Annotated in this window: 24 protein-coding genes; 16 read left to right on the top strand and 8 right to left on the bottom strand. The window is 71.8% G+C overall.

The window, feature by feature from the left end; all coding sequences use genetic code 11:
- The first annotated feature begins 14 nt into the window (after positions 1-14).
- A complete protein-coding gene (locus M3C17_RS07215) occupies positions 15-473 on the top strand; it encodes a flagellar hook assembly protein FlgD (protein WP_259976955.1) in 459 nt (152 codons plus the stop codon).
- 24 nt (positions 474-497) lie between these two features.
- A complete protein-coding gene (locus tag M3C17_RS07210) occupies positions 498-1,658 on the top strand; it encodes a flagellar hook protein FlgE (protein WP_259976954.1) in 1,161 nt (386 codons plus the stop codon).
- A gap of 77 nt (positions 1,659-1,735) precedes the next feature.
- On the opposite strand, the gene M3C17_RS07205 is transcribed toward M3C17_RS07210, so the two are convergent.
- Positions 1,736-2,077, bottom strand: a complete 342-nt coding sequence (locus tag M3C17_RS07205; protein WP_259976953.1) for a helix-turn-helix transcriptional regulator — start codon at positions 2,075-2,077, stop codon at positions 1,736-1,738.
- A gap of 84 nt (positions 2,078-2,161) precedes the next feature.
- Between M3C17_RS07205 and M3C17_RS07200 the strand changes: the two genes are divergently transcribed.
- Together M3C17_RS07200 and M3C17_RS07195 are read left to right on the top strand one after the other, a co-directional pair.
- Positions 2,162-3,463 (top strand): lysine N(6)-hydroxylase/L-ornithine N(5)-oxygenase family protein, encoded by a 1,302-nt coding sequence (locus M3C17_RS07200; protein ID WP_259976952.1) that lies wholly within the window; start codon positions 2,162-2,164, stop codon positions 3,461-3,463.
- A gap of 24 nt (positions 3,464-3,487) precedes the next feature.
- Positions 3,488-3,916 (top strand): arsenate reductase ArsC, encoded by a 429-nt coding sequence (locus tag M3C17_RS07195; RefSeq protein WP_259976951.1) that lies wholly within the window; start codon positions 3,488-3,490, stop codon positions 3,914-3,916.
- Positions 3,917-4,107: 191 nt separating this feature from the next.
- Here M3C17_RS07195 and M3C17_RS07190 read toward each other — a convergent pair whose 3' ends face one another.
- A complete protein-coding gene (locus M3C17_RS07190) occupies positions 4,108-5,466 on the bottom strand; it encodes a M23 family metallopeptidase (protein WP_259976950.1) in 1,359 nt (452 codons plus the stop codon).
- A 270-nt stretch (positions 5,467-5,736) separates the two neighbouring features.
- Here M3C17_RS07190 and M3C17_RS07185 point away from each other — a divergent pair, with 270 nt between their 5' ends.
- The 12 genes from M3C17_RS07185 to csrA are packed head-to-tail and all read left to right on the top strand — an operon-like array spanning position 5,737 to position 15,106.
- Complete coding sequence (locus M3C17_RS07185) at positions 5,737-5,991, top strand: flagellar FlbD family protein (protein ID WP_259976949.1); 255 nt, start codon at positions 5,737-5,739, stop codon at positions 5,989-5,991.
- Positions 5,991-6,806: a motility protein A gene (locus tag M3C17_RS07180; RefSeq protein ID WP_259976948.1), complete on the top strand. Its 816-nt coding sequence runs from the start codon at positions 5,991-5,993 to the stop codon at positions 6,804-6,806. Before M3C17_RS07185 ends, M3C17_RS07180 begins: the two co-directional genes overlap by 1 nt.
- Complete coding sequence (locus tag M3C17_RS07175) at positions 6,803-7,612, top strand: flagellar motor protein MotB (RefSeq protein WP_259976947.1); 810 nt, start codon at positions 6,803-6,805, stop codon at positions 7,610-7,612. Before M3C17_RS07180 ends, M3C17_RS07175 begins: the two co-directional genes overlap by 4 nt.
- Positions 7,613-7,661: 49 nt before the next feature.
- Positions 7,662-8,594 (top strand): flagellar motor switch protein FliM, encoded by a 933-nt coding sequence (locus tag M3C17_RS07170; RefSeq protein WP_259976981.1) that lies wholly within the window; start codon positions 7,662-7,664, stop codon positions 8,592-8,594.
- Positions 8,591-9,250, top strand: a complete 660-nt coding sequence (fliN, locus tag M3C17_RS07165) for a flagellar motor switch protein FliN (protein ID WP_259976946.1) — start codon at positions 8,591-8,593, stop codon at positions 9,248-9,250. Before M3C17_RS07170 ends, fliN begins: the two co-directional genes overlap by 4 nt.
- A gap of 50 nt (positions 9,251-9,300) precedes the next feature.
- Positions 9,301-9,849 carry a flagellar biosynthetic protein FliO gene (locus tag M3C17_RS07160; protein WP_259976945.1) on the top strand — a complete coding sequence of 183 codons (549 nt, stop codon included), beginning with the start codon at positions 9,301-9,303 and terminating at the stop codon, positions 9,847-9,849.
- Positions 9,846-10,661 carry a flagellar type III secretion system pore protein FliP gene (gene fliP, locus M3C17_RS07155; RefSeq protein WP_259976944.1) on the top strand — a complete coding sequence of 272 codons (816 nt, stop codon included), beginning with the start codon at positions 9,846-9,848 and terminating at the stop codon, positions 10,659-10,661. The genes M3C17_RS07160 and fliP overlap by 4 nt, the downstream gene beginning before the upstream one ends.
- Complete coding sequence (gene fliQ, locus M3C17_RS07150) at positions 10,658-10,930, top strand: flagellar biosynthesis protein FliQ (protein ID WP_101847221.1); 273 nt, start codon at positions 10,658-10,660, stop codon at positions 10,928-10,930. Before fliP ends, fliQ begins: the two co-directional genes overlap by 4 nt.
- A gap of 4 nt (positions 10,931-10,934) precedes the next feature.
- Complete coding sequence (locus tag M3C17_RS07145; protein ID WP_259976943.1) at positions 10,935-11,696, top strand: flagellar biosynthetic protein FliR; 762 nt, start codon at positions 10,935-10,937, stop codon at positions 11,694-11,696.
- Positions 11,693-12,784, top strand: coding sequence for a flagellar biosynthesis protein FlhB (locus M3C17_RS07140; protein ID WP_259976942.1), 1,092 nt, complete (start codon positions 11,693-11,695; stop codon positions 12,782-12,784). Before M3C17_RS07145 ends, M3C17_RS07140 begins: the two co-directional genes overlap by 4 nt.
- On the top strand, positions 12,781-14,844 hold the full coding sequence (locus M3C17_RS07135; protein WP_259976941.1) for a flagellar biosynthesis protein FlhA: 2,064 nt from the start codon (positions 12,781-12,783) through the stop codon (positions 14,842-14,844). Before M3C17_RS07140 ends, M3C17_RS07135 begins: the two co-directional genes overlap by 4 nt.
- Before the next feature lie 4 nt (positions 14,845-14,848).
- The gene (gene csrA, locus M3C17_RS07130; protein WP_259976940.1) at positions 14,849-15,106 is read left to right on the top strand and encodes a carbon storage regulator CsrA; all 258 of its coding nucleotides are present in this window, start codon (positions 14,849-14,851) and stop codon (positions 15,104-15,106) included.
- A gap of 40 nt (positions 15,107-15,146) precedes the next feature.
- Here csrA and M3C17_RS07125 read toward each other — a convergent pair whose 3' ends face one another.
- The 6 genes from M3C17_RS07125 to M3C17_RS07100 form a co-directional block, all read right to left on the bottom strand.
- On the bottom strand, positions 15,147-16,283 hold the full coding sequence (locus M3C17_RS07125; protein WP_259976939.1) for a hypothetical protein: 1,137 nt from the start codon (positions 16,281-16,283) through the stop codon (positions 15,147-15,149).
- Complete coding sequence (locus M3C17_RS07120; protein ID WP_259976938.1) at positions 16,280-17,875, bottom strand: cell wall metabolism sensor histidine kinase WalK; 1,596 nt, start codon at positions 17,873-17,875, stop codon at positions 16,280-16,282. Before M3C17_RS07120 ends, M3C17_RS07125 begins: the two co-directional genes overlap by 4 nt.
- Positions 17,876-18,084: 209 nt before the next feature.
- A complete protein-coding gene (locus M3C17_RS07115; RefSeq protein WP_259976937.1) occupies positions 18,085-18,894 on the bottom strand; it encodes a response regulator transcription factor in 810 nt (269 codons plus the stop codon).
- Positions 18,891-19,385: a tRNA (adenosine(37)-N6)-threonylcarbamoyltransferase complex ATPase subunit type 1 TsaE gene (gene tsaE, locus M3C17_RS07110; RefSeq protein WP_396819812.1), complete on the bottom strand. Its 495-nt coding sequence runs from the start codon at positions 19,383-19,385 to the stop codon at positions 18,891-18,893. Before tsaE ends, M3C17_RS07115 begins: the two co-directional genes overlap by 4 nt.
- Complete coding sequence (alr, locus tag M3C17_RS07105) at positions 19,382-20,488, bottom strand: alanine racemase (RefSeq protein ID WP_259976936.1); 1,107 nt, start codon at positions 20,486-20,488, stop codon at positions 19,382-19,384. The genes tsaE and alr overlap by 4 nt, the downstream gene beginning before the upstream one ends.
- Positions 20,485-20,844: a holo-ACP synthase gene (locus M3C17_RS07100; protein ID WP_259976935.1), complete on the bottom strand. Its 360-nt coding sequence runs from the start codon at positions 20,842-20,844 to the stop codon at positions 20,485-20,487. The genes alr and M3C17_RS07100 overlap by 4 nt, the downstream gene beginning before the upstream one ends.
- Positions 20,845-20,908: the final 64 nt, after the last annotated feature.

The raw sequence follows: 20,908 nt of genomic DNA, 5'->3' as shown, positions 1-20,908 counted from the left end.
TCAGAGAGGACCCCATGACCACGGTCGACTCCATCCCCGGCACGATCCCTCCGGGCTCCACGCCGACATCCGGCGTGCAGACGGGCAGCACCACGCCCGCAGCCGAGCGCAAGAAGACCCTCGACTCGGAGGTGTTCCTGAAGCTGCTGGTCACGCAGCTGACCAACCAGGACCCGAGCTCGCCGATGAACACGAACGAGATGATCTCGCAGACCACGCAGCTCGCCTCCATGGAGCAGCTGACGGCCCTGTCGGCGACCAGCACCGAGAGCTTCGCGCTCAGCATGCGGCAGACCGCCGCCGCGCTCATCGGCCGCGAGGCGCAGTACGTCGACGCCGACGGCACCGTCAAGAAGGGCATCGTCACCTCGGTGTCCTACAAGGGCGCCGTCCCCCTCGTCACCATCGGCGAGGTCTCCATCCCCCTCGACGCCGTCTCCGGCGTCTCCCTCGTCCCCGGCACCGCTGTCTGACCCCGTCCCCAGAAAGGCATCCCCATGCTCCGCTCCCTCTTCTCCGGCATCTCCGGGCTCCGCTCGCACCAGACCATGCTCGACGTCACGGGCAACAACATCGCCAACGTCAACACCACCGGCTTCAAGGCGTCCTCCGTGCAGTTCCAGGACTCGCTCTCGCAGCTCCTTCGCAACTCGATGCTGCCGCAGCAGGCCGCGGGCGGGCAGAATCCGGCGCAGGTCGGTCTCGGCGTGCAGGTCGCCGGCATCAGCACCAACTTCGCCGGGGGCGCCCCGCAGCCCACCGGTGTGCCGACCGACCTGATGATCTCGGGCGACGGCTTCTTCGTCGTGCGGTCCGGCGGGGAGACGCTGTACACCCGCAACGGCGGTTTCACGTTCGACGCGAGCGGCCGCCTGGTCGCCGCGGGCGGCGCGCTCGTGCAGGGCTGGACGGCGCAGAACGGCACCATCGTGCCCGGCCAGGGCGTGGGCGACATCACCCTGCCCGTCGGTGCGCTCAGCCCAGCGGCCGCCACCACGACCGCCAGGGCGACCGGCAACCTGCCGTCGGGCGCCGCGGTCGGCGACACCCTGGTGCGCGACATCAAGACCTACGGTGCGGACGGCTCCGCCTCCACGCTGCGCCTCACCTTCACGCGCACGGCCACCGGATGGGATGTGGCGGACGGCGCCGGTGCGACGACATCGCTCGCGTTCACCGACGGCGTGCAGACCGGTGCGGGCAGCATCGTGTCCGGCGGTGTCACGGTCGACCTGTCCGCCGTCACCGGGTTCGCCGATGTCAGCGACATCGCGATCAAGGAGCAGAACGGCAAGCCGGCCGGCACCCTCAGCTCCTACGCGCTGACCAACGACGGCAGCCTCGTCGGCACGTTCAGCAACGGCGACACCCAGGTGCTCGCCCGCATCGCGCTGGCCGGGTTCGTGAACCCGGGCGGCCTGGAGAAGGTCGGCTCGTCCCAGTTCCGCCCGAGCGGGAACTCCGGCGAGGCCGCGCTCGGCCAGCCCGGGACCGACGGCCTGGGCGGCATCATCAGCGGCGCGCTGGAGATGTCGAACGTCGACCTGTCGCAGGAGTTCACGAACCTGATCGTCGCGCAGCGCGGCTTCCAGGCGAACGCCCGCATCATCACCACGAGCGACGAGGTGCTGCAGGAGCTGACGAACCTCAAGCGCTGACGTCGGAGACGCTGCATCAGGAGGGCTCGCCGCACTGCGGGAGCCCTCCTTCCCGTCTGGCGTGCGGACGGGCCCTGTCAGGACGAGCGCAGGGCGTCGGCGGCCGCGTCGAGGGCGTCCTGGTCGAGCGCGAAGTAGGCCCACCGACCGCGCTGCTCGCGCGTCACGAGGCCGGCGTCGGCGAGCAGCTTCATGTGGTGCGAGACGGTCGCCTGCGACAGCCCGACCGGCTCGGTGAGGTCGCAGATGCACGCTTCTGCGCCGGCGCTGCCGGAGATGAGCGACAGCAGTCGCACGCGGGTGGGATCGCCCAGGGCCTTGAACACGCGGGCGATCCGCTCCGCGTCGTCGGGCGTCAGCGCGGCGGCGACCCGGGGGACGCAGCAGGCGCTCTGTTCGATCGTGGTGGGCAGGCTCACGAGGATAGCCTCTCACGTATTGACATTCATCGATAGATACTCCAGGCTTCGACGTATTCAAGTTTTTCGATATGAGGAGTCGCGATGCCCGTACTGCCCGTCGTCGTCATCGGTGCAGGCCCCCAGGGGCTCGCCGCCGCCGCCCACCTGGCCGAGCGCGGAGAGGAGGTCGTCGTCCTGGAACGCGGCGACACCGCAGCCTCGGCCGTCGGCGAGTGGGGGCACGTGCGGCTCTTCTCCGCCTGGCCCGAGCTCACGAACGCCGCCGCGCGGCGCCTCCTGGAGCCCACCGGCTGGGTCGCCCCGACCAGCGGCTACCCCACCGGCGCCGAGTGGGTGCAGCGCTACCTCGCTCCCCTCGCCGACACGCTCGGAGAGCGGGTGCGATACGGGACGACCGTCGCGGGCGTCGCGCGACGGGGCCGGGACAAGGTCGTGGACAGCGGACGTGCGGAGGAGCCGTTCGTCGTGCATACCCGCGATGGCGACGGCAGGGAAGGCCGGCTTCTGGCGCGCGCCGTGATCGACGCCAGCGGCACCTGGGGCACCCCCAACCCCGCCGGCGCCGATGGCTTCCCCGCGGTGGGCGAGACCGACGCAGCCGCACGCATCTCCTCCCGCATCCCCGACGACGTCAGCGAGTTCGCCGATCGCCACGTCGTCGTCGTCGGCGCCGGGCACTCCGCGACCCATGCGGTGCTGCGGCTCACCGAGCTCGCGCAGCGCGCGCCGCGTACCAGGGTGACCTGGCTGCTGCGCCGCGGCAGCACGGGGAACGTGTTCGGCGGAGGCGACGGTGACGCCCTTCCGGAGCGCGCCGCCCTCGGCTCCCGCGCGCGCGCCGCCCTCGCGTCCGGACTGGTCGAGGTCATGACCGGATTCCGCATCGCCGAGTTCGAGACGCACGGCGACGCGCTCACGATTCGCGCGGAAGACGGTCGCGCGATCTCCGAGGTCGCGCAGACGTTCGTTCTCACAGGGTTCCGCCCCGACACGAGCATCCTCCGCGAGGTGCGCCTCGACCTCGACCCGACCCTCGACGCGGTTGCAGGGATCGCCGCCGAGATCGACCCCAATATCCACTCGTGTGGCTCCGTCTCCGCCACCGGCGCGCGTCAGCTCGCCCAGCCCGAGAAAGATCTCTTCATCGTCGGGGCGAAGTCCTACGGACGGGCGCCGACCTTCCTCGCGCTCACCGGGTACGAGCAGGTGCGGAGCGTGGTCGCCCACCTCGTCGGCGACCACGCCGCCGCGGAGCGCACGGAGCTGACCCTGCCGAAGACCGGGGTCTGCGGCGGCGCGGGTGGCTTCGACGAGCCAGGCGGAGGATGCTGCGCCGCGCCCTCGGTGCTCCAGATCGGATCGCGCCCCGTGGCCGTCGGCTGAGCGCTGCCGCGAGAGAATAGCGCCATGACCGACCGCACCGGAGCCGCCGTGACCGACGCCCGCATCCCGTCCGTGCTCTTCGTGTGCGTGCACAACGCCGGCCGCTCGCAGATGGCCGCGGGGTTCCTGCGCGCCATCGCGGGCGACCGCATCGAGGTCCGCTCGGCGGGATCGATCCCGGCGGACAGCATCAACCCGGTCGCCGTGGAGGCGATGCGCGAGGTCGGCATCGACATCACCGCGGAGCAGCCCAAGGTCCTGACCACGGACGCCGTGCAGGCGTCCGACGTCGTCATCACCATGGGCTGCGGTGACGCGTGCCCGTTCTTCCCGGGGAAGCGCTATGAGGACTGGGCGCTCGACGACCCGGCAGGGCGGGGCATCGACGCAGTGCGGCCGATCCGCGACGACATCCGCACGCGCATCGAACGCCTGGTCGCCGAGCTGCTCTGACCCGCCACGGGAGTCGCCCTGGAACGACTCAGCCGCGCACGCGCGCAACTCGGGTTTACGCGCCGTAAGGCTAAATAGCGCATCGGAAAATGAGGTTTACGGGCCATAAGGCTAATTAGTGCGCCCGAAACTTAGGTTTGTCGCCGTAAAGCTAAACAGCGCGAGCGAAGAAAAGGTCTCCGCGGTCGCGGTCAGACGTAGACGCCGCGGTCCTCCATGAAACGGACGGGGTTCGTGTAGCCGCCGTTGATGTACACCTCGAAGTGCAGATGACAGCCGAACGAGCGCCCGGTGTCTCCCGCGTACGCGATGACCTGGCCCGCGTTGACCCACTGCCCGCGTCGCACGTTGATGCCGCCGGGCTTGATGTGCGCGTAGCCCGTGCTCACGCCGCCCCCGTGCTGGATGCGCACGTAGTTGCCGTAGTTCCCGTTGGCCCCCGCATAGTCGACCGTGCCGGAGTTCGCGGCGTAGATCGCCGCCCCGCAGCCGTTCGCGAGATCCGCGCCGTAGTGGAAGCTCGAGGAGCATCCGCGCGGGCCGCAGATCGGTGTGCGGGGGCCGTAGCTGGAGCTGCGGGCGCCGCCGTGCGGACGCACCCATCCGCCGGAGCCGGCCTGACCGCCGCCGCCGCTGTTGCCGCCGCCTCTGGCCGCCGCCTCCGCGGCCTCACGCTCGCGCCGCGCCTTCTCCTCCGCCTCCCGCGCAGCCACGCCCGCCTGGTACCCGGCGACCGTGCGCGTGGTCTCGTCCTTGAGCGCGGCGAGCTGCGCCTGCATGGTCTCCAGGTTCGCGGCCTGCTCGTCGAGCGCGGCCTGCGCGGCCTCCGCCGCCTGCTGAGCCGCCTCCATCTTCTGCTCGGCGATCTGCTGCAGCCGGTCGCGCTCGTCGCGCGCGACGGTGGCCTGATCGGTCAGCGCCTGGGCGGAGTTCCGCGCCGAGACGGCGTTGTCGTACACGGAGCGGTTGTACTCCAGGAACTTGTCCATCGTGCCGAGCCGCGACAGCAGCTCGTCGGCGCCGGCGCCCGACCCCGCGAAGAAGAGCTCCAGCGTGGTGTCGTCACCCCCGCTGCGGTACAACTGCGCCGCGACCTGCGCGGCCTTCGTGGCGGTCGCGTCCGCGAGCGCGGCCTGCTCGTCCGCCTTCGCCTGCAGCGTCTCCGCCTCGGTGATCGCCGCGAAGTACGCCTGCTGCGCCTCGTAGAACTCGTCCGACGCGACCTGTGCGGCCGCCTGCGTCTCGGCGACCTTCTGCGTGAGGGACTGGATCAGCCCTTCGATGCGGCCCACCTCCGCAGCCTTCGCGGCCTCGTTGTTCTTGGCGCGCTGCACGTCGTCCCAGCTGGGGTAGGTCGCGGCGTACGCGGCGGACACCCCGCTGCCGACACCGAACGCGGCGAGCGCGACCACGCCCAGCGCGCCGAGGCCGAACGCCCCACGACGGCTCACGCTCCTGTTCCACAGGGTGTCCCGCTCGGCAGGGGACGGCGCGCAGCCGCAGTCCTCGGCGGCCGTCTCGGTCGCCGTCTTCGCGGAACGCTCGTTCACGGGCTGGATCTCCTGACTCTCCGGACGGTTCGGCCGGACGGCACGGCACGGCGGGCGCCCGGCCGGGGTCCGGTCTCGTCCATGCTGACCCCGACCGGGCCGCTGTCCGCCCTGCGACACGGCCGCGGACGCACTTCGGTCCTTCCGGCCCTGCGCCTCGACCCCCGCCCTAACGCGGCGGGTGCAGTGGCCGACAGTCCCTCCCGACAGCCCAGGACGGGCCGTCTGTTCCTCGCCTCCGGGCGGGGCGAGCCTTCCAGGATGGAGCCCATGATCGTCCTCACGCGCCTGAACCGCTCCCGGTTCGCGGTGAACCCCGACCTGATCGAACGTGTCCAGGCCACGCCGGACACGACGATCATGATGGTCGACGGCGCGACCTTCGTCGTCACGGAGAGCATGGACGACGTCATCGCCCTGATCACGCGCTTCCGCGCCGGTGTGCTCGCCGCCGCCGCCGCGCTGGTCGCCGCGGACGGCGCGACGCCGACCGCCGGCACGGCCCCGACCGGGGGCGGTGCCTGATGGATCCCTCGCTCATCCTCGGACTCGTCCTGGCGTTCGGCGCCCTGGTCGCGATGATCAACCTGGAGGGCGCGACCATCGGGTCGCTGCTGCTCCCGGCACCCATGGTCCTCGTGTTCGGCGCGACGATCGCGGTGGGGCTCGCCAGCGGCACCCTGCGGGACGCCCTGCACGCCGTGAAGTCGCTGCCGCGCGCGTTCCGCGGCGAGCGCCGCACCGCGCAGAGCATGATCGACACGGTCGTCGGATACGCCGAGAAGGCCCGCACGGAAGGACTGCTGGCCCTCGAACAGGGCCTCGACGACGAGAAGGACCCGTACCTGCGGCAGGCGCTGCAGAGCATCGCCGACGGCACGGACGCGGAGGATCTGCGCGTGCTCCTGGAGGACGAGCTCACCTCGACCGCGGCCCGCAACCGCACGGCCTCCCGGTTCTACATGACCCTCGGCGGGTTCGCGCCGACGGTCGGCATCATCGGCACGGTCGTCTCCCTCACGCACGTGCTGGAGAAGCTCGACAAGCCGGACACCCTGGGCCCGATGATCGCCGCCGCGTTCGTGGCGACGCTGTGGGGCCTGCTGTCGGCCAACTTCATCTGGCTCCCCATCGGCGGGCGCCTGCAGCGGCTCGGCGAGCTGGAGCTGGAGCGCATGACCGTGCTGATGGAGGGCATGCTCGCGATCCAGGCCGGCGCCGCCCCGCAGCTGGTCCGCGAGCGCCTCGGCGCCCTGGTCTCCGACCGCTCCGGCGGACGTTCGCGCAAGAGCCGTGAGCAGCCCGCGGAGACGGAGGACGGCGAGGACCTGTTCTCATGAGCGTGCGCACGCGTCGCCGGGTCACGGAGTCCGAGCACAGCGGACCCGATGAGCGCTGGATGGCGTCGTACCTCGACATGGTGACGGTGCTGATGTGCATGTTCATCGTGCTGTTCGCCATGTCCACCGTGGATCAGGAGAAGTTCGAGGCGCTGAGTGCGTCGCTGGCCACAGGGTTCGGGCAGGAGCCGTCCGAGGACGTGGACGTGACCTCGGGGGTGGTCGTGCCGCCGGAGCTCATCGACGAGAAGGGCGAGGACTTCGCGGACACCGAGCTCGCCGCCGCGCAGCGCGAGTTCGACGAGCTCTCGGCCCTCCGCGAGCGGCTTCGCCAGGTGCTCGCCGAGCGGGGCCTGGAGACCGACGTCACCTTCACCATCGACGAACGCGGCCTCACGATCGGCCTGGTCAGCGCCGAGACCTTCTTCACCACCAACAGCACCGACCTGAGCGGAGCGGCCGTGCAGGTGCTCGACGCGCTGGGCTCGGTGCTCGTGACCACGCCGAACGAGATCTCGGTCGAGGGTCATGCGGACGCCCGCGGCTCGGTCGCCCCCTTCCCCACGAACTGGGAGCTGTCGGCCGGGCGCTCCACGCAGGTGCTGCGGTACCTGGTCGAGTCGGCGGGTCTGCCGCCCGCACACCTGAAGTCGGTCGGCTTCGGAGACACCCGTCCCGTGGTCGCGGGAAGCACGCCGGAGGAGCTCGCCGGGAACCGCCGTGTCGACATCGTCGTCCTGTCCGACGCCAGCGAGGAGGTGCGAGCGCTGATCCCGGCCGCGGGCGCGGCGCAGACCTCCCCCTGATCGATACCTAACGCATGCCGGTCGCCACCCGATAGTCGGGTTCGTGGTGATGGATGACGGCGTGCGCTCCTCCGCGCGCGCACAGACGGCGACGGCGACCGCCGAGGTCGAGGTGTACGACTTCGGCAGGGCGGCGACGCTGTCGCGCGAGCACGCGCGCACCCTGGAGCTGGCGTTCGAGACGTTCGCGCGCCAGTGGTCCGCCCAGCTCTCCGGCAAGATCCACGTGCGGGCCACGATCGCGGTCGAGCACGTCGGCATGCTCACCTACGGCGAGTACGCGCAGTCGCTGCCCACCACCACGTCCATGATCGTGTGCGCTCTGCCCGACTCGGACGAGCGGATGATCGTGCAGGTGCCGACCTCCACCGCCACGTCCTGGATCGTGCAGATGGTGGGCGGGCGCTCTGCAGCTTCGACCGCCGAGGACCGCACGTTCACCCCGATCGAGCAGGCGCTGCTGCGCTCGCTCGTCACCGACGCGACCGAGCACCTGGCCGCCGCGCTCGACGGTCTGCTGCCGTCCGGCATCACGGTCGCCGGCATCCAGTACAGCTCCCAGTTCGCCCAGGTCGCCGCGGCCGGGGAGCCCGTGATCGTCGCCCGGCTCTCGCTGCGCCACGGCGGGCGGACCGTGCCTGCGAGCATCATGCTGCCCGCGTCGGTGCTGGCGGGCTTCGCCGTCCGCGCCGCCGACACCGACCGCGCCGCCACCCCCGGGCTCGTGCGGCGCCAGGTCGAGTCCGCCCCCGTCGAGGTCGCGCTGCGCCTCGCGCCCCGCACGGTGCTGCCCCGCGAGGTGCTCGACCTCGCCGTCGGCGACCTGCTCGCGCTGCCGCACTCGGCCGACCGCCCGCTGCTCCTCGCCGTCGGCGATCAGACCGTGGCCACGGCCGCGGTGGGCAGCGCCGGCGCACGCCTGGCCTGCGTCGTGACCGCCACCGTCCCCGAAACCGCCCCCGCCGCCCAGGAGTCCGCGTGACCAGCACCACCGCCTACGAATCCGCCGTCGCCGCCGCGTTCGCCGCCCGACTTCCCACCGCCGCGCCCGTCACCGCCAGGGCCTCGCAGGCCTCCGGCGACACCGGCGACGCGGTCGTCGTGCAGTTCGTCGGCGAGGCGGGGGCGCAGCTCGCCGTGCAGCTGCTCGACCCGGATGCCCTGATCGACGGGCTCGCGGGCCGCCCCATCGCCGACCGTCTGCTCGACGCGCTGGAGGCCGCGGCCACCGCGCTCGGCCCTGGCGTGCTCGGAGAGGCCGCCACCGGGGATGCGTCTGCACTGTTCGCCGATCCCCACGCGCAGCTGTTCGACCTGGTGGACGACACCGAGCGCACGATCGGCCGGCTCGCCGTGCGCATCACCCACCGCCCGGCCCGCCCGGCCGGGGGCGACGGACGCCTGCACCGCATCGCCGGCGTCGAGATGGAGCTCACGGTCGAGATCGGCCGCACGCGCATGGCCGTGCGCGACGTGCTCGACCTGGAGCCCGGCCGCATCGTGGAGCTCGACCGCTCGGCCGGCGCGCCGGCGGACGTGAAGCTCAACGGCCGCACGATCGCACACGGCGAGGTCGTGGTCGTCGACCAGGACTACGCGGTGCGGATCACCCGCATCCTCGAGAACGTCGAGGCCTGACCCTGGACGACCTCCTGCTCGCCCTGCGGGTCGGGCTGTCGCTGGCCGCGGTGCTCGGGCTGCTCTGGTTCCTGCAGCGCCGCGTCGCGAAGACCCAGGCGCGCAAGCGCGACGCCGAGCCGATCACCGTGCTGGGTCGCCAGGGCATCGGCCCGAAGGCGCAGCTGGTCGTGGTGCAGACCGACGACGCACGCTACGTGCTGGGTGTCACGGAGCACGGGGTGAGCGTGGTGGACCGGCTGCCCGTGCGTGCAGAGCCCTCGGTCGCGGGCGGCGCATCGAGCGCGATGGCCCAGCGTGACGCGGACGCGGCGGAATTCGACCGCATCCTGGCGGCAGCCGCGTTCACGGGCGCCCTCGGCACCACCGGCACCACCGGCACCCCCGGCGCGCCCGCCCTCACCGACACCCCCGGCACCTCCGCCCACGCCGGCACGTCCAGCCTCACCGGCACCCCGGCCTCCGCGATCCCCGGAGCCTCGACCGACGGCACCGCGCTGCGCCGACGCGTGCGGCACCGCAACGACCCGCTGCGCGGCTCCATCCTCTCCCCCGACACCTGGCGGCAGACCGCCGAGGCCCTCCGGCGCGCACGATGACCGCAGCCGGGGCCGTCGAGCGTCGTCGCGCGCCGTGGCGACTGCTCGCCGCCGCGGTCGCGGTGCTGCTCGTGGTCGCGGTGCTCGTGCTGTGGAACGGCACCGCCGCGCACGCCGAGGTCCTCCCGGACGACCAGGGCGAGGGCGTCACGATCGACATCAACGGTGTGGACGGCGGGCCCTCGGGCTCGATCCTCACGCTGCTCGGCATCACCCTGCTCTCGGTGGCCCCGGCGCTGCTGCTGATGATGTCGTCGTTCACGAAGATCTTCGTGGTGCTCGCGATGACCCGCAACGCGCTGTCGCTGCCCACGATCCCGCCGAACCAGGTGCTGGCTGGCCTGTCCCTCTTCCTGTCGCTGTTCATCATGTGGCCCGTGCTGACCGAGATCAACACGCTCGCGGTGCAGCCGTACATCGACGGCGCGCTCACGTTCACGCAGGCCATCGATGTGGGCCAGGCTCCGCTCCGGGAGTGGATGCTGCACTACACGCGCGAAGAGGACCTCGCGCTGATGACCCGTATGGCCGGGCAGGACAACCCGGACGACGTCGCCGCGGTGCCGATGTACACGCTGATCCCCGCGTTCATGATCTCGGAGCTGCGGGCCGCGTTCATCATCGGCTTCGTCATCTTCGTGCCGTTCCTGGTGATCGACCTGGTCGTGGCGGCGGCGCTGATGTCGATGGGCATGATGATGCTCCCGCCGGTCATGATCTCGCTGCCGTTCAAGATCCTGCTGTTCATCCTCGTCGACGGCTGGGGGCTCATCATCAAGGCCCTCCTGGAGAGCTACGGAGGAGTCGGATGAGCCCGGAGGCCGTGCTCGACATCGGCGCGCAGGGGCTGCTGATCGCGGCCAAGCTCGCCGCACCGATGCTGGTGACCGCACTGGTGGTCGGCTTCGCGATCTCGCTGCTGCAGTCCATCACCCAGGTGCAGGAGGTGACGCTGTCGTTCGTGCCGAAGATCGTCGCGGTCGGCATCGCCCTGCTCATCGCCGGCAACTGGATGATCGCCGAGATCATCGCCTTCACGAACGAGATGTTCGCCCGCATCCCCTCCCTGCTGAGCGGCTGACGACGTGTACATCCCGATCGACTTCGCGTGGCTGGAGGCCACCATGCTCGCCGCCGTGCGCATCACGGCGTTCATCATGATCGCACCGCCGTTCTCATACGGCGCGATCCCGGTGCGCGTGAAGGCGATGCTGTCGATCGGGCTGTCCCTCGCGGTCGGCGCTGCGGTGGCGCCGGGGTACGAGCCGCTGGACACGGGCGCGTTCCTGGGTGCCCTGGTGCTGCAGATCCTCACCGGGGCTCTCCTGGGCTTTCTGGTCATGCTGTGCTTCGCGGCGCTGCAGGCCGCGGGCAGCCTGATCGACGTGTTCGGCGGCTTCCAGCTCGCGCAGGCGTTCGACCCGGCGGCGATGGTCAACGGCGCGCAGTTCACCCGCTTGTTCCACCTCACGGCGCTCACGCTGCTGTTCGCCTCCGGCGGGTATCAGCTGATCCTCGCCGGGCTCGCCCGCAGCTTCGACGCGGTGCCGGTCGACGGGGTGTTCGCGGTCGCCGGCCCCGCCGAGCTGCTCGTCGACGGGGTCTCCCAGATGGTGCTCGCCGCCGTGCAGATCGCCGGCCCGCTCGTGCTCGTGCTGTTCCTCGCCGATGTCGGTCTCGGGCTCATCACCCGCGTCGCGCCCGCCCTCAACGCCTTCGCGATGGGCTTCCCGGTGAAGATCCTGCTCACCCTGCTGCTCGCCGGCGCGGTGTACGTCGCGTTCCCCGGCATCGTCGACGCCCTGGCCTCGCAGGCCTTCCGGCTGATGCAGGGGGTGACCCAGTGAGCGGATCGGACAGCGGAGAACGCAGCGAGAAGGCGACCGACAAGCACCTCCGCGAAGCACGGCAGAAGGGGCGCATCGCCCGGAGCCAGGACTTCACCGCCTGGCTGGGGATCGGCGCCGCGGCCGTGATGATGCCCGCCGCCCTCGCCGCCGGGACTGCCGCCGGCACCGAGCAGCTGATCGCACTCACCTCGCTCATGCAGGCGCCGTCGCCGGAGGCCGCGCTGGGTGCCCTCGGCCGCGGCCTCGCCTCGGTGCTGCCCACCCTCGGCGCGCTGCTGGCCGCGGTCGCCGTCGTCACCCTGTTCGGCGCCGTCGTGCAGGGCGGCGTGCACTTGCGCAAGCTCTCCGGCCGCTACGAGCAGTTCAACCTCGTCTCCGGCGTGCGGCGGGTGTTCGGCATGCAGGCGCTGTGGGAGGGCGCGAAGGCGCTGCTGAAGACCGCGGCGATCGCCCTGGCGCTGTGGATCGTGATCTCCGGGCTGATGCCCGTGCTGACCGGGAGCGGCGCGTACTCGATCTCCCGGCTGCTCGGCACCGCGAGCGACGGCACGGCCGCCCTCCTGCAGACCGCGATCGCGGTGGGACTCGTGCTCGCCGCGATCGACATGTTCGTGGTCATGCGCCGCAACCGCAAGCACACGCGCATGACGAAGAAGGAGGTGCGCGATGAGAACAAGAACTCGGAGGGCGACCCCCTGATCCGTCAGCAGCGCCGGTCGCGGCAGCTCGCGGTGAGCCGCAACCGCATGATCGCCGCGGTCGCCGGCTCCGACGTGGTGGTCGTCAACCCCACGCACATCGCGATCGCCCTCACGTACGACCCCGGCACGTCCGCCCCGCGGGTGGTCGCCAAGGGCAGCGGCGTGATCGCGGAGCGCATCAGGGAGAAGGCCATCGAGGCCGGCGTCCCGCTCGTGCGCGACATCACCCTGGCCAGGGCCCTGCACGCCGCGTGCGAGCTCGGTCAGGAGATCCCCGAAGACCTCTACAACGCCGTGGCGCGCGTGCTCGTGTTCGTCGACGCCCTGCGGCGTCGCGGCGCCGCCCGCGGCATCCACTCGCTCCCCTACCGGAGGACCGCATGAAGAAGATGCTCACCACGCTGATGGTGCCGATCGGCGTCGTCGGCATCATCATGCTGCTCGTCGTCCCGGTGCCGCCGTTCCTGCTCGACGTGCTCATCATCCTCAACATCATGTTCGCGCTGGTGATCCTGCTGACGTCGATGTTCGTGAAGAAGCCGCTCGACTTCTCGGTGTTCCCCTCGCTGCTGCTCGTGGCCACCCTGTTCCGCCTCGGCCTGAACGTGGCATCGACCCGCCTGGTGCTCGGGGAGGCCTATGCCGGGCAGGTGATCGAGGCGTTCGGCGCGATCGCGGTCGGGGGCTCCCTCATCATCGGCGCCGTGGTGTTCCTGATCCTCGTGGTGATCCAGTTCGTGGTCGTGACGAAGGGCGCCGAGCGGGTGGCCGAGGTCGGCGCGCGGTTCACGCTCGACGCGATGCCGGGCAAGCAGATGGCCATCGACGCCGACCTGAACGCGGGGCTCATCACCGACACCGAGGCCAGGCAGCGCCGCGCGGAGGTGGCCGCAGAGGCCGATTTCTACGGCGCCATGGACGGTGCGTCGAAGTTCGTCAAGGGCGACGCGATCGCCGGGCTCGTCATCATCATCATCAACCTCGTGGGCGGCATCGCGATCGGCCTCGTCCAGCACGGCATGTCGATCGACCAGGCCGTGAGCACCTACAGCCTGCTGACCATCGGCGACGGCCTGGTGACGCAGATCCCGGCGCTGCTGATGGCCGTCTCCACCGGCATGATCGTGACCCGCTCGACCGCGGAGACCGAGATGGGCACGGCCGCGTCCGCCCAGCTCGCCCAGTCCCGCAACGCGCTCATCATCGCCGGGTGCGCGGCGATCGTGATGTCGCTCATCCCGCACATGCCCATGCTGCCGTTCGTCGCGATCGGTGCGCTGCTGCTGCTGATCGCGCAGCGCATCACCGCCGCGCGGAAGAGAGAGGAGGCGGAGGCTGCGAAGGCGCCGGCGGTCGCCCCGGCCGAGCAGCCCGAGGAGCTCATCGAGCGGATGCGGGTCCACCCCCTCGAGATCCTCCTCGCGCCCGACATCGTCGACCTGGTCACCGGGGGCCCGGACGACCTGCTCGCGCGTGTCAAGGCGCTGCGCCGTCGCATCGCCCTCGACCTCGGACTCGTCACGCCGCCCGTGCGCACGCGCGACAGCATCGAGCTCCCGCAGGCGACCTATGTCATCCGCATCGCAGGCGTGGAGACCGGACGCGGCACGGCGCCGGGCGGCTCCGTGCTGGCGCTCGGCTCCGGCCTCGACGCACTCCCCGGCACGGCGGCCCTCGACCCGGTGTTCGGACTGGAGGGCAAGTGGATCCCCATGGAGATGCGCCACAGCGCCGAATTCGCCGGGGCCACCGTGATCGACAGGGCGAGCGTGATCGTCACGCACCTGTCGAGCGTGATCCAGACGCACGCGGCGCGGCTGCTCTCCCGCGAGGACGTACGGCAGCTCACCGATGCGCTCAAGCAGGTCTCGCCCGCGGCCGTGGAGGAGCTCACCCCGGCCCTGCTGTCGCTGGCGGAGCTGCAGCGGGTGCTGCAGGGTCTGCTCGCCGAGAGGGTGCCGATCAACGACCTCGGCCGCATCTACGAGGCCCTCGCGCTGCGCGCCAAGACCTCGACAGACCCCGAGGGCCTGATCGAAGCGGCCAGGGCGGCGCTCGGCCCCGCCATCGCGGCGCGCTTCGCCGAGAACGGCACCCTGCGGGTGGTCATGATCAACCCGCTGCTGGAGCAGGCGATGCTGGAATCGCTGCGCCCCGGCGACGACGGCACCCAGATCGTGTTCGATCCGCAGCGCCTGGAAGCCGTGATCGAATCCGTGAAGCAGGCGGTGGCCGCCCAGGGCGACGGCGGCGAACCGGTGCTGGTGTGCGCGCCGTCGCTGCGCCCCGCCGTGCGGCGACTGGTGTCAGCGCAGACCGACGGGCTGCCCGTGCTGTCCTACTCCGAGGCGACCGCGGCGCAGCTGACGATCGAGACCATCGGGGTGGTGCGCGACGGGCCGACCGCATCGCTCGGAGCCGCGCCCGTGGCACCAGTAGGCTGAACCAATGCTGGTGTTGACGAGGCGGATCGGTGAGAGCGTGCGCATCGACGGCGAGATCGAGGTCACGCTGCTCGACATCAAGGGGGACAGCGTGCGCATCGGCGTGAAGGCCCCCCGCGAGACCCGCATCCAGCGCACCGAGATCATCGAGGCGGTCGGCGCGGAGAATCGCTCCGCGGCCGCCGACACCGGAGCGGACGCCGAGGCCGAGAGCGCCATCACCGCCGCCCTGACACGCGGTCGCGAGAAGCGCACGCCTTAGGCCCGCGCGTCCTGCGTCACCGTGGGCCGTGCGCCCCGTCTCAGACGGCGAGCAGGTCGGCCGGAGTCGCCCGCTTCCACTGGTCGCCGCCGGCCTCGCGCGCTCGCACCGCGGCGGCGGCCGCGGCCGCGACGAGGACGTCGTAGTCGAAGCCCGCCGTCGAGGCGGTGACCCAGCCGATGCTCGCCGAGGAGCGGATTCCGCTGACGGGCGCGTCCCTGTCGATCACGGAGATCCGGGAGAGCAGGGCCCGCAGGTGGAACCGCACCGCCTCGTCGCTGCCGTGGATGAGCACGATGGCGCGATCGTCCCCCACGCCCTCGGCGTCGGCGGTGGCGGGCAGAGATTCGAGGATGTCGGCGTGGAACCGTTCGGTGATGCGGCGGAAGCCCGCGCTGCTGGAGGCCTCGCGCAGATCCGCCGGGTCGTCCAGCCGCACGTCGAGGATGGACCACGCACTGTCGTTCTGCGTCTCGGCCGTGCGCAGCCGTCGCCGCGCGCGCTCGGCCGCGCCCGCATCCCCCGGCGTCGCGGTCTCGACCCGCACCAGCAGCACGAGGGTGAACGCGGCGCAGGTGCTGACGACGATGGTGCCCACGGCGTTCATGCCACGGAGTGCGCTCAGCTGCTCCTCGGTGCTCACACCGCCGGACACCAGGGCGGACGCCCCGCTGACCACCGCCACGACCACGAAGCCGCAGGCGGCGAGCGCGAGCGGCATCACGATGTCGCGCGCCGGGGGCTGGCCCCGCAGAAGCTCCCACGCGAGCAGTCCCGCGAACACCGCCATCGCGAGGAACACCGCGTGGAAGACCGGCAGGTACCACCGGGTGCCCGAGGTGAGCACGAGCGCAGTCGGCACGGCGATCAGCGACACGATCACCGGCAGCCACGGTGCCGTGCGCTCGAAGTGCATCCGCACGCCGATCCACACCAGCGGCACGAAGACCACGACGAGCGCGGAGGAGGCCGCCCGCAGCACGGGCGCCCCGGTGTGGTGCCCCGCGAGCCACAGGTACGCCCCCAGCATGCCGATGCCGAAGGCGACGCCCCACACCACGGTGGCACGGCTGGGGCGGGCGAGCGTGGCGAGACCGATGACGACCGCCGTCAGCACGGTCACCACAGCGACCATGCTCGTGGTGACGTCGACGCTCACGGGCACGAGGGGTGTCATTCCTGATCCTCCTGGGTGGGGCGCCGGGGGAAGCGCACGGTGACGGTGGTGCCGGCGCCGACCTCGCTGGCGACCAGGATCGCGCCGTCGTGCGCCACGACGATGTCCCTGGCGATGCCCATGCCGAGTCCGGTGCCGGCGATGCCGCCGCGCACCGCGCTGTCGGTGCGGAAGTACGGCTCGAAGAGGCGGGGCAGTTCGTCCTCGGCGATGCCCATGCCGGTGTCGGCGACGCTGAGCTCTGCCGTCCCGTCCTCCTCATGCAGCCGGACGGTGATGCGGCCTCCGGTCGGGGTGTACTTGACCGCGTTGCCGATCAGGTTGTCCAGCACCTGCCGCAGCCGGAACGCGTCGCCGGTGATGACGAGGCGCTCCGCGCCGTCGAGCGCGAGCTCCTGGCGCGCCGCGGCCATCAGCGGGGCGAAGGAGGCGGCGGACTCCTCGACGACGGCGCGCAGGTCGACAGGCTCGAACGGATCGTGCGGGATGCGCGCGGTCTGCGCCTGCATGCTCGACACGAGGTCCTGCATCCGCTCCCCGGCGTTCGCGATCACCTCGATCTGCGCGGGCACCCGGCCGGGCAGGTCGTCGCGCTCGCGCAGCAGCTCCACATGGCCGATGATCGCGGTCAGCGGGTTGCGCAGCTCGTGCGACACGATCGCGGTGAAGGCGCGACGCTCCTCTGCGGCCTCCAGGATCGCGGTGACGTCGTCGATCACGACCAGGGCGATGTGGTCGCCCTCCGCGGCCCCCGCTATCGGCTGCGTGGTCACGGCCAGGGCGCGCCACTGCCCGGCGCCGTCGTAGAGCCACACACGCTCGTCGCGCAGCTCCTCCCCGGCGGCGGCACGCGCGAGCGTCGTGCGGGAGGGGGCGAGGGCCGTGCCGCGCCTGGCGTCGTACTCGACCGAGGCCGACGGCAGGGCGGCGCCGTACCGATCCCGGCCGTACAGTGCGCGGTAGGCGTCGTTCATCTGCAGGATGCGGCCCTGCCCGGTCACGACGACCAGAGCGACCCCGAGCGCGTCGATGATCTGCGTGACCCGCTCCTGGTTGGTCTCCGCCCGCTCGGCAGCCCTGTTCACCTGCTCGGAGCGCCGCTGCAGCAGCCGCCGCGCGGCGCCCGAGCGCTGCGCGCCGATGCGCACGGTCACGCCGAGGAAGCTCAGGGTCACCACCACGGTCAGCACGCGAAGCAGCACGTCGGCGGGTTCGCCGGAGCGGTCGGCGAAGAACACCAGGCACGCGCTGCTGAGCGCGATGCCGGTGAACACCCACGGCATGGAGAAGTAGGTGGCCAGCCACACCACGGGGAACACCCACAGGAAGCCGAGACGCAGGTCGGGCGCGCTCGTGGTGAGCCCGACGGCCAGCACGTCCAGCAACGGGAGCGCGGTGACCGCTGTGCGCGGCAGCCGATGCCACGGCACCAGCAGCGCGACCAGCGTCGTGACGACCACCAGGCCGATGCCGACGACGAACAGCGGGATCGCGAGGGTCTGCGGCTTGAAGCCCGCGACCATGACCACGATGGCCACGATGCTGCCCGTGAACACGAACTGCCAACGCCAGATCGACACCGTGCGGATCATGAAGCCCCCGCCTCCTGGTCGATCCTCAGCTTTGTCGCAAGATTACTCAAAGATCGGGCCGGAGCGCTCTTCAGGCGGCATCGCCGTCCTACGATTCTGTGTGGGGGCCGACACTGCGACTGGGGATTTCGCAGACGCTGGGGCCGCGCGAGTGGGGATTCGCAGGCATCCGGGGCCGCGGTCGGGGAGCCGCGGCCTCGCACCCCCGCTCAGGGAGACGCGTCGTCGGCGGGGGTCAGACGATAGCCGACCCCGCGGACCGTCTCGATGTAGCGAGGCGCGGTGGGATTGTCGCGGAGCTTGCGACGCAGATTGGCCATGTGCGTCTCGATGGCCCGCTTGTCGGGTTCGCTCACGGGGTCGGCGGCACTGGCGGGAGCGCCGCGCAGGCCCCGGGCGAGCTCGGCCTTGCTGCACACCCGTCGCTGCGCCGCCAGCAGCGCGGCGAGCAGATCGAACTCGGTGGGGGTGAGTTCGACGGGCTGCTGCGCCACCAGCACGAGGCGGGTGTCGAGGTCGAGGCTGAGGTCGCGGTGCACGAGCCCCCGCCACGTGGAGACGGTCGCGTCACCGCCCGGGCTCGCGGGCGGCAGCGGGCCGGTGTCGGGGAAGGGCGCCGCGGGGCCGGTGGGGGCGATGCGCGGCCGACGCAGCAGCGCCTCGATCCTGGCGCGCAGCTCGCGCGGGCGGAACGGTTTGACCAGGTACTCGTCGGCACCGGACGTGAGCCCGAGCACCACGTCCGACTCGTCGGCCAGCGCGGACAGCATGATGATGAACGTGTCGCTGACGCGGCGGATGCGGCGTGCGACCTCGAACCCGTCGATGCCGGGCAGATTGATGTCGAGCGTGGTGATCACGGGTCGATGCGCCTCCACCGCGGCGAGGCCCTCCGGACCGGAGCCGGTGACGTGGGTCTCGAAGCCGGCGGCGAGGAACACCTCCTCCAGGAGCGACTGCACGCCGGGGTCGTCCTCGATGATGACGGCCACGAGCTCACGGGCGCCCCAGGCGCTCACGACCGCTGCTCCCGGGAGATGGTCACGATGCGGGGCGCGTCGGCGTCGAGCTCGGACGGGTCGAGGTCGGCCGCTGCGGGGTCGGCGCCGACCGGCCGCTCCAGCTCGATGTCCCACCAGGAGTCGGCGAGCTCCTCGGCCATGCCGCGCCCCCACTCCACCACGACCACCGAGCGCTCCTGGTCGAGGTCGAGGTCGTCGAGCTCCGCGGCGGAACCCAGCCGGTAGGCGTCGACGTGCACGAGCGGTGCGCCGCCCACGAGTGAGGGATGCGTGCGGGCGATCACGAACGTGGGGCTCTGCACGGGCCCGCGCACGCCGAGCCCCTCCGCGAGTCCGCGTGTGAAGGTGGTCTTGCCCGCCCCCAGGGGGCCGGTGAGGATGAGGAGGTCGCCGGCCTCCAGCTGCTCGCCGATCCGCAGGCCGAGCTGCTCCATGTCGTCGGCGGTGGCGATCTCGCGGCGGCCGAGGAACGCCGGGTCCACGCTCACGTCGTCCTCCGCGGCACCCGGTGGCCGATCCGGGTGACGATCTCGTAGTCGATCGTGCCGGCGGCGTCCGCCCACTCCCGCGCCGACGGCTGCCCGAGCGTGGGGTCGCCGAACAGCACGACCTCGTCCCCGATCGACACGGGGGTGTCCCCCACGTCCACCACGAACTGGTCCATCGCGATGCGTCCGACGTTCACGAATCGCCGTCCGCCGATCAGAACGGGCAGGCGCCCGGAGGCGCTCCGGGGCACCCCGTCGGCGTAGCCGAGCGGCACGAGCACGAGCGTGGTGTCCCGATCGGTGCGGTGGTCGTAGCCGTAGGAGACGCCGGTGCCGGCCGGCACCCTGCGCACGGCGGCGACGGCCCCGCGGAGGGTCATCGCGGGCCGCAGTCCGAGCTGCGCGGAGGAGCGGTCGTCGAAGGGCGAGTGGCCGTAGATGCCGATGCCGATGCGCACCGCGTCGAGCCGCGTCTCCGGCAGGTCGATCGCGGCGGCTGTCGCGGCGATGTGCCGGAGCTCCGGCCGGATGCCGAACAACGCGGCCGCCGCCACCCCCTCCTCGAACTTCGCCAGCGCGGCTCTGTCGTCCTCCGGCGAGGTGTTGGACAGGTGGCTGAAGAGTCCCACGATGCGCAGTCGGCCGATGCGCTCCAGGCGCGCCGCCTCCGCGAGCACCCGCCCCCAGTCGCCCGGGGCGATGCCGTTGCGGGAGAGCCCCGTCTCGAACTTCAGGTGCACCGCGACGGGACGCTCGACCGATGCCGCCTGGGCCGCGGCCTCCAGCTGGTCGAACGAGGAGATCCCGAGCTCGATGTTCTCCGCGGCGGCCTGGGTGAACCGCTCCCCCGGCGCGTGCAGCCAGGCCAGGATGGGCGCGTGCACGCCCTGACGCCGCAGCTCCAGGGCCTCCGGGATCTCGGCGACGCCGAGCCGAGTGGCCCCGGCGGAGAGCGCGGCGACCGCGGTGGCCGCCGCCCCGTGCCCGTAGGCGTTCGCCTTCACGACCGCGAGCACCTCGACGCCGGTGAGTCGCCGGAAGTGCCGCACGTTGTCGGCGATCGCGTCGAGGTCGATCGTGGCCTCGCGGAAGGGGACGGTCACAGCGGTGCTCCTTCGGCGACGACGAACGCGGCGGCCAGGCCCGCATCGTGGGTGAGGGTGAGGTGCAGCGTGGCGATGCCGCGCTCCTCGACGACCGCGGCGGTGGTGCCGCTGAGCACGAAGTACGGCCTCCCCGAGGGCTCGGATGCCACCTCGATCTCGGTCCAGTGCACCCCGTCGGAGCCGCCGAGCGCCTTGATCAGCGCTTCCTTCGCGGCGTAGCGGGCGGCCAGCGACGGCAGCCGCATCCCCTGCTCGGACGGAGCGAACAGCCGTTCGCGCAGCCGCGGCGTACGGGTCATCGTGCGCTCGAACCGCGGGATGTCCACGAGGTCGATGCCGGTGCCGATGATCACCCGTTCAGCCTACTCGCGCGGAACGGCCCCGCCCCGAAGCGGGACGGGGCCGTTCGTGCGACGA

This window comes from Microbacterium sp. p3-SID336 (assembly GCF_025143365.1).
In the GTDB taxonomy this organism is placed as follows: Bacteria; Actinomycetota; Actinomycetes; order Actinomycetales; family Microbacteriaceae; genus Microbacterium.
Note: the sequence above shows the minus strand (reverse complement) of the source record. Positions and strands in the feature narration are given on the sequence as shown.

Excerpts from the sequence above, each read along its gene's own strand:
- M3C17_RS07215 (WP_259976955.1), top strand. The coding sequence starts at position 15 with ATGACCACGGTCGACTCCATCCCCGGCACGATCCCTCCGGGCTCCACG.
- M3C17_RS07210 (WP_259976954.1), top strand. The coding sequence starts at position 498 with ATGCTCCGCTCCCTCTTCTCCGGCATCTCCGGGCTCCGCTCGCACCAG.
- M3C17_RS07200 (WP_259976952.1), top strand. The coding sequence starts at position 2,162 with ATGCCCGTACTGCCCGTCGTCGTCATCGGTGCAGGCCCCCAGGGGCTC.
- M3C17_RS07195 (WP_259976951.1), top strand. The coding sequence starts at position 3,488 with ATGACCGACCGCACCGGAGCCGCCGTGACCGACGCCCGCATCCCGTCC.
- M3C17_RS07185 (WP_259976949.1), top strand. The coding sequence starts at position 5,737 with ATGATCGTCCTCACGCGCCTGAACCGCTCCCGGTTCGCGGTGAACCCC.
- M3C17_RS07180 (WP_259976948.1), top strand. The coding sequence starts at position 5,991 with ATGGATCCCTCGCTCATCCTCGGACTCGTCCTGGCGTTCGGCGCCCTG.
- M3C17_RS07175 (WP_259976947.1), top strand. The coding sequence starts at position 6,803 with ATGAGCGTGCGCACGCGTCGCCGGGTCACGGAGTCCGAGCACAGCGGA.
- M3C17_RS07170 (WP_259976981.1), top strand. The coding sequence starts at position 7,662 with ATGGATGACGGCGTGCGCTCCTCCGCGCGCGCACAGACGGCGACGGCG.
- fliP (WP_259976944.1), top strand. The coding sequence starts at position 9,846 with ATGACCGCAGCCGGGGCCGTCGAGCGTCGTCGCGCGCCGTGGCGACTG.
- fliQ (WP_101847221.1), top strand. The coding sequence starts at position 10,658 with ATGAGCCCGGAGGCCGTGCTCGACATCGGCGCGCAGGGGCTGCTGATC.
- M3C17_RS07135 (WP_259976941.1), top strand. The coding sequence starts at position 12,781 with ATGAAGAAGATGCTCACCACGCTGATGGTGCCGATCGGCGTCGTCGGC.
- csrA (WP_259976940.1), top strand. The coding sequence starts at position 14,849 with ATGCTGGTGTTGACGAGGCGGATCGGTGAGAGCGTGCGCATCGACGGC.
- M3C17_RS07125 (WP_259976939.1), bottom strand. The coding sequence starts at position 16,283 with ATGACACCCCTCGTGCCCGTGAGCGTCGACGTCACCACGAGCATGGTC.
- M3C17_RS07120 (WP_259976938.1), bottom strand. The coding sequence starts at position 17,875 with ATGATCCGCACGGTGTCGATCTGGCGTTGGCAGTTCGTGTTCACGGGC.